This is a genomic window from Brevundimonas goettingensis (assembly GCF_017487405.1).
In the GTDB taxonomy this organism is placed as follows: Bacteria; Pseudomonadota; Alphaproteobacteria; order Caulobacterales; family Caulobacteraceae; genus Brevundimonas; species Brevundimonas goettingensis.
On record NZ_CP062222.1, the window covers coordinates 908,350 to 923,073 of the forward strand.

The 14,724-nt window shown below is 67.1% G+C and carries 13 protein-coding genes; 6 read left to right on the top strand and 7 right to left on the bottom strand.

Features of this window, described 5'->3' with window-relative positions; translation table 11 throughout:
- Positions 1-292 precede the first annotated feature (292 nt).
- From IFJ75_RS04605 to IFJ75_RS04625, 5 genes are all read right to left on the bottom strand, one after another.
- A complete protein-coding gene (locus IFJ75_RS04605; protein ID WP_191558025.1) occupies positions 293-625 on the bottom strand; it encodes a hypothetical protein in 333 nt (110 codons plus the stop codon).
- Positions 626-687: 62 nt separating this feature from the next.
- Positions 688-1,602 (bottom strand): copper homeostasis membrane protein CopD, encoded by a 915-nt coding sequence (gene copD / locus IFJ75_RS04610; RefSeq protein WP_207931469.1) that lies wholly within the window; start codon positions 1,600-1,602, stop codon positions 688-690.
- A gap of 4 nt (positions 1,603-1,606) precedes the next feature.
- Positions 1,607-1,969, bottom strand: a complete 363-nt coding sequence (copC, locus tag IFJ75_RS04615; protein WP_207931470.1) for a copper homeostasis periplasmic binding protein CopC — start codon at positions 1,967-1,969, stop codon at positions 1,607-1,609.
- A 119-nt stretch (positions 1,970-2,088) separates the two neighbouring features.
- Positions 2,089-2,583, bottom strand: coding sequence for a DUF305 domain-containing protein (locus tag IFJ75_RS04620; protein WP_207931471.1), 495 nt, complete (start codon positions 2,581-2,583; stop codon positions 2,089-2,091).
- A gap of 149 nt (positions 2,584-2,732) precedes the next feature.
- Positions 2,733-5,087: a heavy metal translocating P-type ATPase gene (locus IFJ75_RS04625; RefSeq protein ID WP_207931472.1), complete on the bottom strand. Its 2,355-nt coding sequence runs from the start codon at positions 5,085-5,087 to the stop codon at positions 2,733-2,735.
- 101 nt (positions 5,088-5,188) lie between these two features.
- Between IFJ75_RS04625 and IFJ75_RS04630 the strand changes: the two genes are divergently transcribed.
- Positions 5,189-5,464, top strand: coding sequence for a metal-sensitive transcriptional regulator (locus IFJ75_RS04630; protein ID WP_207931473.1), 276 nt, complete (start codon positions 5,189-5,191; stop codon positions 5,462-5,464).
- Between the two features lie 59 nt (positions 5,465-5,523).
- Positions 5,524-5,949 carry a DUF305 domain-containing protein gene (locus tag IFJ75_RS04635; RefSeq protein ID WP_207931474.1) on the top strand — a complete coding sequence of 142 codons (426 nt, stop codon included), beginning with the start codon at positions 5,524-5,526 and terminating at the stop codon, positions 5,947-5,949.
- A 990-nt stretch (positions 5,950-6,939) separates the two neighbouring features.
- On the opposite strand, the gene IFJ75_RS04640 is transcribed toward IFJ75_RS04635, so the two are convergent.
- Both IFJ75_RS04640 and cydD read right to left on the bottom strand, forming a co-directional pair.
- Positions 6,940-8,571, bottom strand: a complete 1,632-nt coding sequence (locus IFJ75_RS04640) for an amino acid ABC transporter ATP-binding/permease protein (RefSeq protein WP_207931475.1) — start codon at positions 8,569-8,571, stop codon at positions 6,940-6,942.
- Positions 8,568-10,184, bottom strand: coding sequence for a thiol reductant ABC exporter subunit CydD (gene cydD, locus IFJ75_RS04645; RefSeq protein ID WP_207931476.1), 1,617 nt, complete (start codon positions 10,182-10,184; stop codon positions 8,568-8,570). Before cydD ends, IFJ75_RS04640 begins: the two co-directional genes overlap by 4 nt.
- A 196-nt stretch (positions 10,185-10,380) precedes the next feature.
- Here cydD and IFJ75_RS04650 point away from each other — a divergent pair, with 196 nt between their 5' ends.
- From IFJ75_RS04650 to hemN, 4 genes are read left to right on the top strand one after another with little or no spacing between them, the layout of a single operon-like run.
- Positions 10,381-11,961: a cytochrome ubiquinol oxidase subunit I gene (locus IFJ75_RS04650; protein ID WP_207932465.1), complete on the top strand. Its 1,581-nt coding sequence runs from the start codon at positions 10,381-10,383 to the stop codon at positions 11,959-11,961.
- Positions 11,962-11,987: 26 nt separating this feature from the next.
- Positions 11,988-13,136 carry a cytochrome d ubiquinol oxidase subunit II gene (cydB, locus tag IFJ75_RS04655; RefSeq protein WP_207931477.1) on the top strand — a complete coding sequence of 383 codons (1,149 nt, stop codon included), beginning with the start codon at positions 11,988-11,990 and terminating at the stop codon, positions 13,134-13,136.
- A 19-nt stretch (positions 13,137-13,155) separates the two neighbouring features.
- The gene (gene cydX, locus IFJ75_RS04660) at positions 13,156-13,305 is read left to right on the top strand and encodes a cytochrome bd-I oxidase subunit CydX (RefSeq protein WP_207931478.1); all 150 of its coding nucleotides are present in this window, start codon (positions 13,156-13,158) and stop codon (positions 13,303-13,305) included.
- A complete protein-coding gene (gene hemN, locus IFJ75_RS04665) occupies positions 13,292-14,668 on the top strand; it encodes an oxygen-independent coproporphyrinogen III oxidase (RefSeq protein ID WP_207931479.1) in 1,377 nt (458 codons plus the stop codon). The genes cydX and hemN overlap by 14 nt, the downstream gene beginning before the upstream one ends.
- Positions 14,669-14,724: the final 56 nt, after the last annotated feature.

The following is a 14,724-nucleotide window of genomic DNA, read 5'->3' on the forward strand; positions in this document are numbered from 1 at the left end:
GCTCAGGCCCGCGTCAGCGGGTCGCCGGCCCTGCGACGTCGGTGGGGAACCTCGAGAAGACGCCCGCCCTCGCGGGCGGGCGTCCCCGATCAAACGATCAGCAGCAGGTGCAAGCTTCCGCGCATGCTGCGATAGCGTCGCAGCAAGCGCATACGGCCTGCGCCACGGCGTCCGGCGCGGCCGCGAAGGCGGCTGAACCGGAAGCCAGCAGCACCAGGGCTGCGAGGGTGAGAGTGCGTTTCATGGTTTTGATCTCTGTTTGATTGAATGAGTTCGGTCTTCTTCAACAGGATCAGCGTCGTGGGGGCGGGTCGTCCGCCTCCGCAGTGAAATCGGCATGCCGCGCATCAAGGGATGGATAGAGGACAGATGCATAGACCCGTGCGGGGGTGGGTTCACCGCCTTGGGGGACAAGGCCCTGGCAGATGGCCAGACACGCCTTATGGCACGATATCCTGACGGTCTTCGGCTCGCACGGGACGCCGTCGCCGCTCATCGACATGGACGCCATATCCTGATCGACCGGAGCTTCGCAGGCGATCGAAGCGGTGGACACGAACAGCACGGCAAACGCCGCGAGCAGCGCGGTCGTCAGTCGGACGAGGTCATGACGCAGGAACGGCATTGTCTGAGCATACTTCAACGGTCGGCGGAGCGACGATCTCATTTTGATCATCGCAATCGAACCTACAGAGACGCCGGGGGCGGCAGGGTTCCCATGACCGCCACGACGCCGATCAGGGCGAGTCCCAGACCCGTTTCGACCAACAGGCTGCGCCGGAGCGCGCTCATGGCGGCGACGGAGGGTTGGCCCGTCTCCAGCGCAGAGCCCAGTGTCGGCGTCAGCCGGAACCGGTTGCTCGCCGCCAGCGCAAGCATCAAACCGAAAAGGACGAGCTTGGCGACCAGAAGCTGGCCGTAGAGGTTGCCCGCGATCGACGCCACGCGCTCGGGACCGATCAGGAACCAGCTGTTCACGAGACCGGTCAGCACCAGCAACAGGACCGCGAGCGTTCCAAGGCCGGCGAAGCCATGCAGGGCGCGATGGATTGCAAGGTCGTCCGGACCGGCTCGGCGCAGAAGCAGGGCCGTCAACGCCGCCAGGGCGCCCAGCCACAAGGCCGCTGCCACCGCGTGAATGATGTTGGCGACAAGATGGATGGGCCCGCCAGGGCCCTCGGTGGCCGCGCCGTGACCCGTCCACGCGAAGCTGGCGGCCACGATCAGACCCAAGGCGGTCGTCACGCTCCAGAGCGCGCGACCGGGTTTCAGGGCGACCAAGGCAACAAGCCCAAGCAATGCGGTGGCGGCCCGCACGACCATCGCCGTGCCCAGGGCCGTGCCGGTGACCATGAAGGACAGGGACGCGGGTTTGACGGCTTCGCCGAGCGACCCCGCCATGACGGCCGTCTGTGCCACCAGGGCGGCGAGCGAGCCGAGCGCGACGATGATCGCGGCGAGGCGCAATGTCGGTCGCGACCAGGCCAGGTCCGGCGCGTCGGCGCCTCTGAAGCTGTAGAGAAGGAACAGCGGCGCGCCGAGAAGGACGACGGCGCCGCTGTATTGAAGCCAGCGGAGCGCGATGACCGCGACGTCCAGCACGGCGTCAGCGCACCGTGAAGGTGTAGGATCCCGTCATACGGTGGCCGTCGCTCGACGCGATACGCCAGTCGATGCGGTAAGCGCCGGCGGCCAGCGGGCGAGCCAGAGCGCCCGTGAGGGTCCTGCTGTCCTCGGCGACCGAGGTGCGGATCGCGACCTTCTCCCCCGCCGCATTGACGACATCGAAGCCGGAAAAGGCGGGAACGCTGCGTTCGCTGAAGGTCAGGGTGAGCGTCCGGGGCGCGGCCACGGTCGAGTCGGGCGCCGGCGTCGCGCTGACCAGGCGGGAGTGGGCCGCCGCCGGTCCGGCTGCGAAGGCCACGACCGCCGCGACGGCGATGAAGGGCGCGGGGTTGAAGTAACGCATACTCAGTCTCCAGACGTTTGGCCGGTCCCGGCCTTCTGCTTCTCTACGCGCCACACGTCCGCGTCCCTCATGAAGAAGAAGAAGCGGGCGGCGGCTGAGGCCTTCCCCCGCACTCGCGGTCAGCGGCGACGCTTCTCGAGGAGCGCCTGCATCTGGGCGATCTCCTCCTGTTGGCCACGCACGATGCCGTCACACAGGGCGATGATCTCCGGATCGGTCAGGGACGCTTGCTCGCACATCAACACGGCACCGGAGTGGTGTGGGATCATCGATCGCAGGAATTCGTCGTCGCCAACGAACGCCTGGGTGCGCATGCCGATGAAGCTGCCGACGAAGATCACGGCCGCGACCGCTCCAATAACCAGGTTCGTTTTGCGCGACGGATACATGGACCGCATGAAGACGAGCATGAGGACCGCCATCGGTGCGACCATCATCAGCGTCATGTAGACGTTGTTCAGGTTGAGGTAAAAATGACCGAGCGTGGCGATCATCGTGTACATGACCAGGTACATGATGACGAAATCGAGCGCCAACTCCAGGTACAGGCTCCGGTAAGGGCCAAGTCCACGAGCGGCGCCTCGCCGGTCGTGATCCACCTGTTGATGAGACATCGTCGGTTCCTCTTCAGAAATGTCAGTTCGCCATCGCCGGTGGGTTGCGAATACCCGGTGAATGCGGGTGACGTCCGGAACAATCCGGCTCGTCGCCGCCGGTTCCTCCCTTGGGTCGGTGGAAGGGACTGTTGGTCAGTCCATCCTGGCTAGAGCCTCACCCCGCGCAGTCTCAGCGCATTGCCGATCACACTGACCGAGGAGAGCGCCATCGCGAGCGCCGCCAGCGCCGGGGAGAGAAGCCAGCCGAAGACGGGATAAAGCAGGCCAGCCGCCACGGGGATGCCAAGGGCGTTGTAGCCGAAGGCGAAAACGAGGTTTTGGCGGATGTTGCCCATCACCGCGCGGGACAGATGCCGTGCGCGCACGATGCCTTGCAGATCTCCGCCCAGCAGGGTGACGCCGGCGCTTTCGATGGCGACGTCCGAACCCGCCCCCATGGCGACGCCGACATCGGCGGCGGCGAGGGCAGGGGCATCGTTGACGCCATCTCCCGCCATGGCGACGATCCGACCCTGCGAACGAAGCTGTTGAACCACAGACGCCTTGTCCTGCGGCAGAACCTCCGCCTGGACTTCGTCGATGCCGAGGCGACGCGCGACCGCTTCGGCCGTCGTCCGGTTGTCCCCGGTCATCATCACCAGCCGCAGACCGGCCGCTTTCAGCGCGAGGATCGCAGCCGGCGTGGTGGCCTTGATGGGATCGGCGATGCCGATGACCCCGGCCGCCTTTCCGTCGATCGCGACGAAGATCGCTGTGGCGCCGTCGTGGCGAAGGGCCTCCGCCTTCGGCTCCAGCGCGGAGACGTCGATTGAAAGCTCTCCGAGAAAACGGGTGTTGCCGAGGGCGACCTGGCGGCCCTCAATCGTCCCGCGGACGCCGCGACCGACCGGGCTGTCGAAGTCCACGGCCTTGGTAAGGGGGATGTCCCGATCCTTGGCTGCCCGGACGATTGCGTCGGCCAACGGATGTTCGCTGCCCCGCTCGAGGCTGGCCGAAAGACGCAGGATGTCCGCTTCGTCGAAGCCTTGGGCGGGCAGGATCGCCGTCACCGACGGACGGCCCTCCGTCAGGGTGCCGGTCTTGTCCAAAACGAGAGTGTCGACCTTCTCGAAGCGTTCGAGCGCCTCGGCGTTCTTGATCAGGACGCCGGCGTGGGCGCCACGTCCCACCCCGACCATGATCGAGATCGGGGTGGCCAGACCCAACGCACAGGGACAGGCGATGATGAGCACCGAAACGGCGGCGACCAGGGCGTAGGACAGGCGGGGTTCGGGACCGACCAGGCCCCAGACGACGGCGGCGAGCAGGGCGATCGCGATCACTGTGGGAACGAACCATCCGGAGACGGTATCGGCCAATCTCTGGATCGGAGCACGACTGCGCTGGGCCTGGGCCACCATCTGGACGATCTGCGCCAGAAGGGTGTCGGCGCCCACCTTGTCGGCGCGCATGATGAAGGATCCGGTCTTGTTGAGCGCGCCCGCCACGACGCGGTCGCCGACGTCCTTGGTCACCGGCATGGACTCGCCGGTCACCATGGATTCATCGACAGCGACCCGACCCTCCAGGAGTTCGCCATCGACCGGGATTTTTTCTCCTGGCCGGACGCGCAGGCGGTCGCCCACGGCGATCTGGTCAAGCGAGACATCTTCATCGACGCCGTCCGCCCGGATTCGGCGCGCGGTCTTGGGCGTGAGGTCCAGCAGGGCGCGGATCGCGCCCGATGTCTGTTCGCGGGCGCGCAGTTCCAGAATCTGCCCGACGAGGACCAGCACGGTGATGACCGCCGCCGCCTCGAAATACACCGGCGCGCTTCCGTCGGCCTTCAGGAAGGCGGGCGGGAACAGGGTTGGCGCGAAGACGGCCACGACGCTGTAGAGCCACGCGACGCCGACCCCCATGGCGATCAGGGTGAACATATTCAGCCGCCGGGTGCGCAGCGATGTCCAACCGCGCTCGAAGAAGGGCCAGCCGCACCACAGGACGACGGGGGTCGCCAGCCCGAACTGGATCCAGTTCGACATCTGGCCCGGGATGAACATGTGAAGATTTGTCAGATGCCCGCCCATCTCGAGAGCGAAGACGGGCAGCGTCAGGACCAGACCGACCCAGAAGCGGCGAGTGAAGTCGATCAGTTCGTGGTTGGGCGGGGCTTCCGCCGTGACCGTCTCCGGCTCAAGCGCCATGCCGCAGATCGGGCAGGAGCCTGGGCCTTCCTGCCGGATCTCGGGGTGCATCGGGCAGGTGTAGATGGCGCCGGGAATTACCGGCTCGGCTTCCGCACGAGGAGTCAGGTAACGCACCGGATCGGAGATGAACTTGGTACGGCACCCCGCCGAGCAGAAGAAATAGTCCTGACCATCATGATTGGCTCGATGAGCGGTAGTCGTCGGATCGACCGACATGCCGCAGACGGGATCCTTGACCGCAGCCGCTCCATCCGAGGCCTTCGCCCCGCAGCAGGCGTGACCCGAGGCATGATTGTGAGGATGCGTAGACATGTCGCTCTCTCCGGATGATCGAAAGGCTCACATATACCCACGGGGGGTATATCGCAAGATACCCTTGTGGGGTATACGAGAGGCTCAGGAGGACAGACCGCATGCAAACCGACACGAAACCCAAAGTCCTCAACAGGCTCAGCCGGATCGAAGGCCAAGTGCGGGGAATCGCCCGCATGGTCGAAGACGACCGGTACTGCGTCGATCTGCTGACCCAGTTGCAGGCTGTCCGGGCCGCGCTCCATCGCGTGGAGACCGAAGTGCTGAGGGATCACCTCGACCACTGCGTCATGGGAGCCATGACCGGCGACGATCTCGAGGATCGAAAAGCCAAGGCCAGCGAGCTGATCGAACTCCTGGCGCGGGCCAGTCGGTAGGGCCTTACGGAACGAACGAGACGGTCCGGTCGCTAATGTCGGGATCCCAAGGAGCCTTCATGAAACGCATCAGCCTCGTCCTCGCCGCCTGCGCCCTGTCAGCGGCCTGTTCCCCGCAAGCCGACGAGCCAGCAGTGGCCGCGCCGGAGGTCGTCGCAACGGCGGGCGCCCACGGCGCGATGGAGGGCGGCATGGCCGCGGCCGCGGCCGGCGACTCCGTCGCCACCCAAGGCTACAAGGCCTCGATGAACACCATGATGGAGGCGATGCAGGCCTTCACCGGAGACGCGGACATCGATTTCATGAAGCAGATGCGGGGTCACCACGTCGCCGCCATCTCGATGGCCCGTGTGGAACTTGCGCAAGGCAAGGACGCTCAGGCGCGGAGTCTGGCCCAGGAGGTGATCACTGCGCAGGAGCGCGAAATCACTCTGATCGATGCCTGGCTCGCCCAGAAGGGAGCGTCTGCGGCTCCCGCCGCCTGATCGCGAGATCAGCACGCCGCGTGCGAAGATCGATGGATATGCGAGACCCGCCATCCGTCGGCCTTGCGGCGCAATCATGGTCTCGACCGCGCGCCTTTCGATCGCGGCCGTTGAAGTCGCCTCTCGTTCACTGATGCCATTTTCAACGTGGCGACCCCGGCGCTCCGCCATGCCGACGCCAAGTCAAGGCTTTGCCGACGGAATCGCGATAAGATCGAGCCTGTAAGCTCGACGACCAACGCGCGGATGAGGTACAGTGTACGTCTAAGTGATAGTGGTAGGTCGCCAAGGGAATCGAACTGGCTGCATTGCATCGCAGGGCCCAAGATGTCCGATAGACCGCAAAAGATCGCGAATTCACGCAAATGTTATTGCTTAGAAATTTCCGAATGTTTTCATAATACTTCCTGTCTGTCGGTTATCCAATCGGTCCGGGGGTCGGCAAGCGAGAAAAAACCCCAAGACAATCAGTGTCTTGGGGTGTTTTGTGTAATCGAGTGGGAGTGAGGGGAGTGGGGCATGCGAGAGCGGCCTCTGGCGAGGGGTTTTTGGTGATGGCAGGCGTACTTTAGTGGTCGGTTTCGGTCGGCGCGATCCCGTAACCCTACGGTGGTAGAGAGTGGCGGCAACGCCCTACCTTAGGTGCGCTCTGGAGTCCGCTTCGGGCTCAAAGCGGACATTTACAACGTCCGGTTGAAGCCGTATTTGTGGTCGCCACACGGTCTGGCCTCGAGGCCGCTTCTGTGATTTCCTGTTCGCTGCTAGGCGTCCGGCGTAGGAACACTGCTTGCGAAACACTCACCGTTTACCGCCAGGCTGGGACGATGGCACCGAACCTGCGGTTGCTTGATCGGGCCTTTGCATCGGCCGATATCCGTACTGAGCTCTCGCAAGTTCGCGTGCGCCCACGGTCAAAGCGATGTGCACGAATGAGACGCGGAGTTCGCCTTGGTGAGGCGACCGGTCCACGATAACGGTCGGATCTGAAAGTCAGGCCGCAATCGCGTCGGTCGATAGAGCGTTCGGTGCGCCGTCACGGTCCAGCCGGATCAGGGTTTCGCAGAGAGCGCGCGGCGCTTCGCGGTGGCTGATCAGGAGAAGACCCTGACCGGTGCGCGAGAGTCGCCGCTGCAAACGCGCCACGACAAACGCCTCGGTCACGGCATCCAGCCCTTCGGTGGGCTCGTCGAGCACCAGCCAGGGCGCATCGCGCAGCAGGGCGCGGGCGAGACCCAGCCGACGCCGTTCCCCGCCGGACAGCCGCTCGCCGTTTGGGCCGATGCGGGCTGACAGGCCCTCGGGCGCGGAGCGAATGCGGGCGGCGAGACCGGCGTCCTCCAGTGCGGCCCAGAGAGCGGCGTCATCCGCGGGACCGGCCAGCCGCAGATTTTCCCGCACTGTTCCGTCCAGCAAACGCACCTCCTGGGCGGCGACCGAGAACAGGGCGCGGCGGTTGGGCGCAGCGATCTCCGAGGCGTCGAAACCACCCACCCGGGCCTCGCCGGGTGCGATCTCGCGCAGGCCGGTCAGCCGCTCGATCAGAGTGGTTTTGCCGGCGCCCGAGGGACCGAAAAGACCGATACGCGCCGGGGGCGTGGCGTCGTCCCTCATGACCGACAGGGCGAGGCTTGTGTCGCGTGGTGCTGCCCCGTGAGGGGAGTCCTCGGTCAGGACGGCGGCCAGTCGGGTCAGGGCCTCCGAAGCCGCGCCGTTCTGTTGCAGGGCGGAGGCGAGGCCGGCGGCGGAGTCGATGCCCATGACCGCGACGAGGGCGGCGAGCGCCGTCAGGGGCAGGGGCGCGCCGATCGTCGCCGGGATGACGAGGCCGACGGCGAGGGCCGTGGCGACGGCCTGCCAGACGCCGATCCAGCCCCCGGCGCGGGTGAGGGCCATGCGGGCGCGGTCATGACGGGCGGCGGCGTCCTGAACCTCGCACACGGCCCAACCGTCGAGGCCGTAGGCCCTGAGTTCGGGCGCGGCTGCCTCCAGCGCGGCCATCCGGTCCTTGAAGGCGCCGACAGCGATCTGGATCTCGCGTCCCGCGGGGGCGGCGAGGCGGCGGGCAATGAGGAGGCTTCCCGCGCAGGTCAGGGCCATGACGGCCAGAAGGACGGCGCCCGCGATCGGTGAGGCCAGTGTCGCCAGCAGTCCGGCGGAGACGGCGCCCGCGCCGAGGCTCCAGGGGGCGGAGCGGCGCACGAACAGGGTCTGGATCGCGTCCACGTCCTGCACCAGCCGGCTGGACAGATCGCCGGAGGACAGAGACAGCGCCTGCGCGGGCGGACCCGAGGCGACGATGTCGAACAGCTGGGGCCGCAGCCGGGCCAGTGCCTTGAGCGCCGCCTCATGCCCCGAGACCCGTTCGACGTATCGGGCGCCGGTGCGCAGGATGGCCAGCAGGCGGATGATGGCGCTGGGCATCATATAGTTGAAGCCCTGGGCTGCGGCGGCGCCCGCCAGACCGGCGAAGGCGGCGCCGGTGATGAACCATCCCGACAGGCCCAGAAGGCAGACGGCGGCGGCGCTGACCACCGCCCCGCCGAGGGCCGCCAGCCGTAGCCGGTTGCGCTGAGCCCGGGTCTGGGTGGCGATCAACGCCGTGATGCGATGGGAGGTTTTCACAGCTTCACCACGCGGTCGGCCATGGCCGCGACAGCAGGGGAATGGGTGGCGATCAGGGTGGTGCGGCCGCGCGCGATATGGCGAATGGCATCCAGCATCTCGTTCTCGGCCGCCGGATCGAGGTTGGCGGTCGGCTCGTCCAGAAGCAGGATCGGCGCGCGCTTCAGGAAGGCGCGGGCGAGGCCGAGACGACGACGCTCTCCGCCCGACAGCCCGCCGCCGCGCTCGTCGATGCGGCGAGACAGATCCGGGGTCAGACCGGCGGCTTTGGCAGCCAGGGCCAGCCGGCCGGGGCAGGCGGTGCGATCGGCGAGGGCGATGTTGTCTCCGAGCGTGCTCGGGATGACGACCGGATGTTGGCTGGCCCAGGCGATGCGACCGGAGATGTCCTGACCGGGCGTGAGGTCGACCCCGTCGACCTCGACGGCGCCGTGGGTCAGGGGCGAGAGACCGAGCAGCAGATGCAGCAGGCTGGACTTGCCCGCGCCGCTGGCTCCGGTCAGGGCGACGATCTGGCCGGGGCGGATTTCGAGGTCGAAGTGGTCGATCACGGGAGGACCGTCGCTCCACGCGATGGCGACGTCGATGAACCGGATGGCGGGGGCGGTGTGGCCGATGTCGAGCGGCGCGGCCTGTGCGGCGTCGGGCGTGATCAGGGAGGGCGCCGCGGCTTCGGCGGCCTGACGATCGTGGTAGGCGGCGGCCAGTCGGCGCAGGGGCGCATAGACTTCGGGCGCGAGGGCCAGGACGAAGAAGGCGCGGCCCAGGTCCAGCGTTTCCGGAACCGGGAAGGGCAGCAGGCGCAACAGGTTGAAGCCGCAGTAGACCGCGATCAGGGCCACCGACAGGGCCGAGAAGAATTCCAGCACCCCCGAGGACAGGAAGGCGATGCGCATGACCCGGGCGGTGCGGCGCTCCAGATCGTCGGAGGCGGCGGCGATCTCGATCGTGCTCCGGTCGACAGCTTCGAAAGCCAGCAGGGCGGGCAGGGCGCGGATGCGGTCGAGAAAGAGGCCGGACAGCCGCTCCAGCGCCTGGAACTGACGCCGGTTCTCACTCGCCGCCGCCGTCCCGGCCAAGGCCATGCCTAGGATGAAGGGGATCAGAGTGAAGATCAGGACGCCCGCCGCGACGGAGCTGGCGATGGCCGCCGCCGCGATCAGCAGAAGCGGGGACAGGCCGGCGGCGAGGCGCAAGGGGACAAAGCGACCGAAGTATCCGTCCAGCGCTTCCACCCCTTCGACCAAGGCGGTCATCCGGTCGTCGGATCGGCGGCCGCGCCCGAACAGATCGGCCAGAAGCCGGCCACGCACATCCGCCTTGATCGCCCGGCCCAGACGGGACCCGACGACGACGCTCAGCTGGCCGATCAGGCCGCGCAGGATCAGGCTGCCGACCGCCAGCAGCAGGCCAGGGACAGCTGCGCCCGGCGACCGCTCCAGCCCGGTCAGGGCCAGTGTCAGGCCGACGGCGAAGCCGATGGCGGGCAGGACGTCGGCGACAGTGATCAGGCCCGCAACTAGGCTCAGCCGCCGCCACGGGCGTCCGACCGCCTTCAGCCATTGGGCCGGGGACGGGGCAGGGGATGCGGCGTCGAGCGGCGCGGCGGTCATCGGCGGACTCCAGCGCCTGGCCGTCGCCGGACGCCATGGGACAAAACGCCGTTGGACCGAACGTCCAAGGGCGATCCGTCCAGTACGGAGCGCGCGCGTAAAGGGCTTTGATCCAGATCAAGGCGCCGGTCCCGCCAGACTTCTAGGGCCAACAAAACGCGGGTCGTCGGGGCCGGCGTCCTGGAGCATCGCCATGATCGACCTCGCGGTCGTCGACCTGTCCCGGCTGCAGTTCGCGCTGACGGCCCTCTACCACTTCCTGTTCGTACCCCTGACCTTGGGGCTCAGCTTCATGCTGGTCATTATGGAGTCGATCTATGTGATGACCCGCCGGCCGATCTGGCGGACCATCACCCGTTTCTGGGGCACGCTGTTCGGCATAAACTTCGTTCTGGGCGTCGCGACCGGGATCACCATGGAGTTCCAGTTCGGAATGAACTGGGCCTACTACAGCCACTACGTCGGCGACATCTTCGGCGCGCCCCTGGCCATCGAGGGGCTGATGGCCTTCTTCCTTGAGGCCACCTTCGTCGGGCTGATGTTCTTCGGCTGGGAGAAGCTGAAGCCCTCGGCGCACCTGTTCGTGACCTTTATGGTCGCGCTGGGCACCAATCTGTCGGCCCTGTGGATCCTGATCGCCAACGGCTGGATGCAGAACCCGGTCGGCGCCGCCTTCAATCCCGACACCATGCGGATGGAGGTCACGGACTTCATGGCCGTGCTGTTCAACCCGGTGGCCCAGGCCAAGTTCGTGCACACGGTCTCGGCGGGCTATGTCTGCGCCTCGGTCTTCGTGCTGGGCGTCTCGGCCTTCTATCTGCTGAGGGGCAAGCACGTCGGCTTCGCCAAGCGGTCGATGACGGTGGCCTCGGCCTTCGGTCTGGCAGCGTCCCTGTCGGTCGTCGTGCTGGGCGACCAGTCCGGCTATGCCCTGACCGACAACCAGAAAATGAAGCTGGCCGCGCTGGAGGCCATGTGGCGCACCGAGCCGGCGCCGGCCGGTCTGACCCTGGTCGGCATCCCCAGCATGAAGGATCGCGAGACCCACTACGGTGTCCACATCCCCTGGGTCATGGGCCTGATCGCGACGCGCACGGTCAACAAGCCGGTCGAGGGCATCTTCGAACTGGTCGCCACCGCCGAGACCCGGATCGAGAGCGGCGTCATCGCCTATGACGCCCTGCAGAAGGTCAAGGCCAACCCGGCCGATCCCACTGCACGTGGCGTGTTCGAACTGCACCGCCGCGACCTGGGCTACGCCCTGCTGCTCAAGCGCCACGTCCCCGATCCGCGCACCGCCTCGCCAGAGCTGATCCGCCAGACGGCGTGGGAGACGGTGCCCAGCGTGCCGGTCCTGTTCTGGAGCTTCCGCGTCATGGCCGGGATCGGGATGTTCATGATCGCCCTGTTCGGCACGGCTTTCGTCCTGTGCACGATCCGCAGGCACGACACCAAGTGGTTCCTGCGCATCGCCCTGCTGGCCCTGCCACTGCCGTGGGTGGCCATCGAGTTCGGCTGGATCCTGGCCGAGTTCGGACGCCAGCCCTGGGCTGTCGACGGGGTCCTGCCGACCTTCCTCGGCGCTTCCAGCCTGACCGTGCCCCAGCTCTGGGCCACCATCGTCGGCTTCACCCTGCTGTACGGCGCACTCGCCGTCGTCGAGGTCCGGCTGATGCTCCACGCCATCAAGAAGGGGCCGTTCCACGAACAGGAGACGTTCGGCGAACCCACCCCTGAAGCCCCGGGTACGCGGCCTCTCGCGCCCGCCGTGGCCTGATCCAGATCTTCCAAGGACATCCGACCATGGATCTTCCCATCGACTTCGCCACCCTGCGCCTGATCTGGTGGGCCCTGCTGGGCGTACTGCTGATCGGCTTCACCCTGACCGACGGCTTCGACCTCGGCGTCGGAGCTCTGCTGCCCTTCGTCGCCCGCAACGACGCTGAGCGACGCATGGTCATCAACACCGTCGGCGCCACCTGGGAGGGCAACCAGGTGTGGTTCATCCTCGGCGGCGGCGCGATCTTCGCCGCCTGGCCCTTCGTCTACGCCGTCAGCTTCTCCGGCTTCTACCTGGCCATGTTCCTGGTGCTGTCTGCCCTGATCCTCAGGCCGGTGTCGTTCAAATACCGGTCCAAGCGGCCGTCGCCGAAGTGGCGGTCCTTCTGGGACTGGTGCCTGTTCATTGGCGGCTTCGTGCCCTCGCTGGTGTTCGGGGTGGCGGTCGGCAACGTCCTGCTGGGCGCGCCCTTCCATCTGGATAGCGACCTGCGTAGCTTCTACGACGGCAATCTGCTGGGCCTGTTCACGCCCTTCAGCCTGATCGCCGGCCTGCTGTCGGTGGCCATGCTGGTGCTGCACGGCGCGGCCTGGCTTTCGGTCAAGGCCGAGCCCGGGCCGGTGCTGGACCGCGCGCGGAAGTTCGGGACCATCGCGGCGGTTCTGGCGCTGGTGCTGTTCGCGGTCGGCGGCCTCTATGTGGCCTTCGGCGGCCTCGGTTACCGGATTACCGGCGTCATCGACCCCGAAGGCTTCTCCAACCCGCTGCGCACGACGGTTCAGGCCGCGCCGGGCGCCTGGCTGGACAACTATGGCCGCTATCCGTGGATGATGATCGCCCCGGCGCTGGGCTTCCTCGGCGCCCTTGTCGGTCTGCTGGGCATGTGGCGCCGGTCAGCGGCCCTGGCCTTCGGTGGTTCGTCCCTGTCGGCGGTGGGCATCATCTCGACGGTCGGCCTGTCGATGTTCCCCTTCATCCTGCCCAGTTCGGTCAATCCCCAGTCCAGCCTGACGGTGTGGAACGCGTCGTCCAGCCACCTGACCCTGTTCATCATGCTGATCTGCACCCTGGTCTTCCTGCCGCTGGTGCTGACCTACACGGCCTGGGTGTATCGCGTGCTGTGGGGGCGGACCTCGACCGCCGCCCTCAAGACCAACCCCGACCTTTACTGAGCCAAAGGAGCCTGAAGCGATGTGGTACTTCTCCTGGATTCTCGGCCTCGGCCTCGCCGTCGGCTTCGGCGTGCTGAACGGCCTGTGGCACGAGTTCCACCTGTTCGACGAAGGCGACGCCGGCCTGTCTGTTCCCGATGCGTCGAAAGAGGGCGATGTTCCCCTCTAGTCCTTTCGGCCTCACGACCCGCGACCTGATCGAACGCTACGACGCCCACGCCCCGCGCTACACCTCCTACCCGACCGCGGCCCAGTTCACCCCGGCGGTCGGGGCGGGGCAGTGGGCGGAATGGATGAATGCGGCCTCGCTGGACCGGGCGGTGTCCCTCTATCTGCACATCCCCTTCTGCAAGCGGCTGTGCTGGTATTGTGGCTGCAACACCCGGGCGATGAACCGGCCCGAGTTGATCTCCAGCTATGTCGACTTGCTGCTGAAGGAGGCCGATCTGGTTCTGGCGCAGGTCGGGCGGCCGGTGCGGGTGGGGTCGGTCCATCTGGGCGGCGGTACGCCCAACATGCTCTCGCCGGACGACCTTGAGCGGTTGTTCGAAGGCCTGCGGGCCCGTTTCCGTCTCCGCGACTGTTTCGAGATCGCTGCCGAGCTGGATCCTGAGGTGCTGACGCCGGAATGGGTAGAAGCGGCGGGTCGGATCGGCCTCAGTCGCGCCAGCCTCGGCGTTCAGGACCTGTCGCCGCGCGTGCAGGCGGCGGTCAATCGGCCCGAGAGTTTCGAGACCATCCGCTGGGCCGCGAAAGCTCTGCGCGAGCAGGGGGTGAGCTCCCTGAACCTCGATCTGATGTACGGCCTCCCGCTCCAGGCGGTCGAGCATGTGGTGACCACGCTCGGGCAGGTCACGACCCTGCAGCCCGAACGGATCGCCCTGTTCGGATACGCCCATGTGCCCTGGATGAAGCCGCACCAGAAGCTGATCCAGGACGCCGACCTGCCGGACGCCGAGACCCGGTTCGTGCAGAGCGAGGCGGCGGCGCGATATCTGACGGCCAAGGGCTGGCAGGCGATCGGGCTGGATCATTTCGCCCTGCCGCACGACGGGCTGGCCGCTGCGGTGCGAGCCGGGCGGCTGCATCGCAACTTCCAGGGCTATACGACCGACGAGGCCGAGGTCCTGATCGGACTGGGCGTCTCAGCCATCAGCCGCACCCCCGCGGGCTTCGTCCAGAACATGGCCAATGAGCGCGACTGGCGTGCCGCCGTGGGGGAAGGCGAGTTGCCCGTCGCCCGGGGCGTGGCTCTGACAGGCCGCGACGCCTTCATCGGCGAGATCATCGAGCGGCTGATGTGCGACTTCGCCGTGGACGTCGCCGAGATCTCCCGGCGGCGGCGTCGCGACCTGTCAGAGGTCGCCGGCGCCTGGCCCCTGCTGCGCCGGTTCCGCGCCGACGGTCTGGTCACGGTCGAGGACGCGGTGGTCGAGGTCACGCCTCTGGGGCGGCCCTTCGTGCGGGCGGTCTGCGCCGCCTTCGATCCGGACGCGACCAGCTTTCGCCAGAAGCACGCCCGGGTGGTCTAGAAGGACAGCCTCCGGAGGACAGATTGTCCACCCCCTCAAGGGTTTGCGCTGGATCA

Excerpts from the sequence above, each read along its gene's own strand:
- copC (WP_207931470.1), bottom strand. The coding sequence starts at position 1,969 with ATGCGTTACTTCAACCCCGCGCCCTTCATCGCCGTCGCGGCGGTCGTG.
- hemN (WP_207931479.1), top strand. The coding sequence starts at position 13,292 with ATGTTCCCCTCTAGTCCTTTCGGCCTCACGACCCGCGACCTGATCGAA.
- cydD (WP_207931476.1), bottom strand. The coding sequence starts at position 10,184 with ATGACCGCCGCGCCGCTCGACGCCGCATCCCCTGCCCCGTCCCCGGCC.
- IFJ75_RS04635 (WP_207931474.1), top strand. The coding sequence starts at position 5,524 with ATGAAACGCATCAGCCTCGTCCTCGCCGCCTGCGCCCTGTCAGCGGCC.
- IFJ75_RS04620 (WP_207931471.1), bottom strand. The coding sequence starts at position 2,583 with ATGTCTCATCAACAGGTGGATCACGACCGGCGAGGCGCCGCTCGTGGA.
- cydX (WP_207931478.1), top strand. The coding sequence starts at position 13,156 with ATGTGGTACTTCTCCTGGATTCTCGGCCTCGGCCTCGCCGTCGGCTTC.
- IFJ75_RS04605 (WP_191558025.1), bottom strand. The coding sequence starts at position 625 with ATGCCGTTCCTGCGTCATGACCTCGTCCGACTGACGACCGCGCTGCTC.
- cydB (WP_207931477.1), top strand. The coding sequence starts at position 11,988 with ATGGATCTTCCCATCGACTTCGCCACCCTGCGCCTGATCTGGTGGGCC.
- IFJ75_RS04625 (WP_207931472.1), bottom strand. The coding sequence starts at position 5,087 with ATGTCTACGCATCCTCACAATCATGCCTCGGGTCACGCCTGCTGCGGG.
- IFJ75_RS04630 (WP_207931473.1), top strand. The coding sequence starts at position 5,189 with ATGCAAACCGACACGAAACCCAAAGTCCTCAACAGGCTCAGCCGGATC.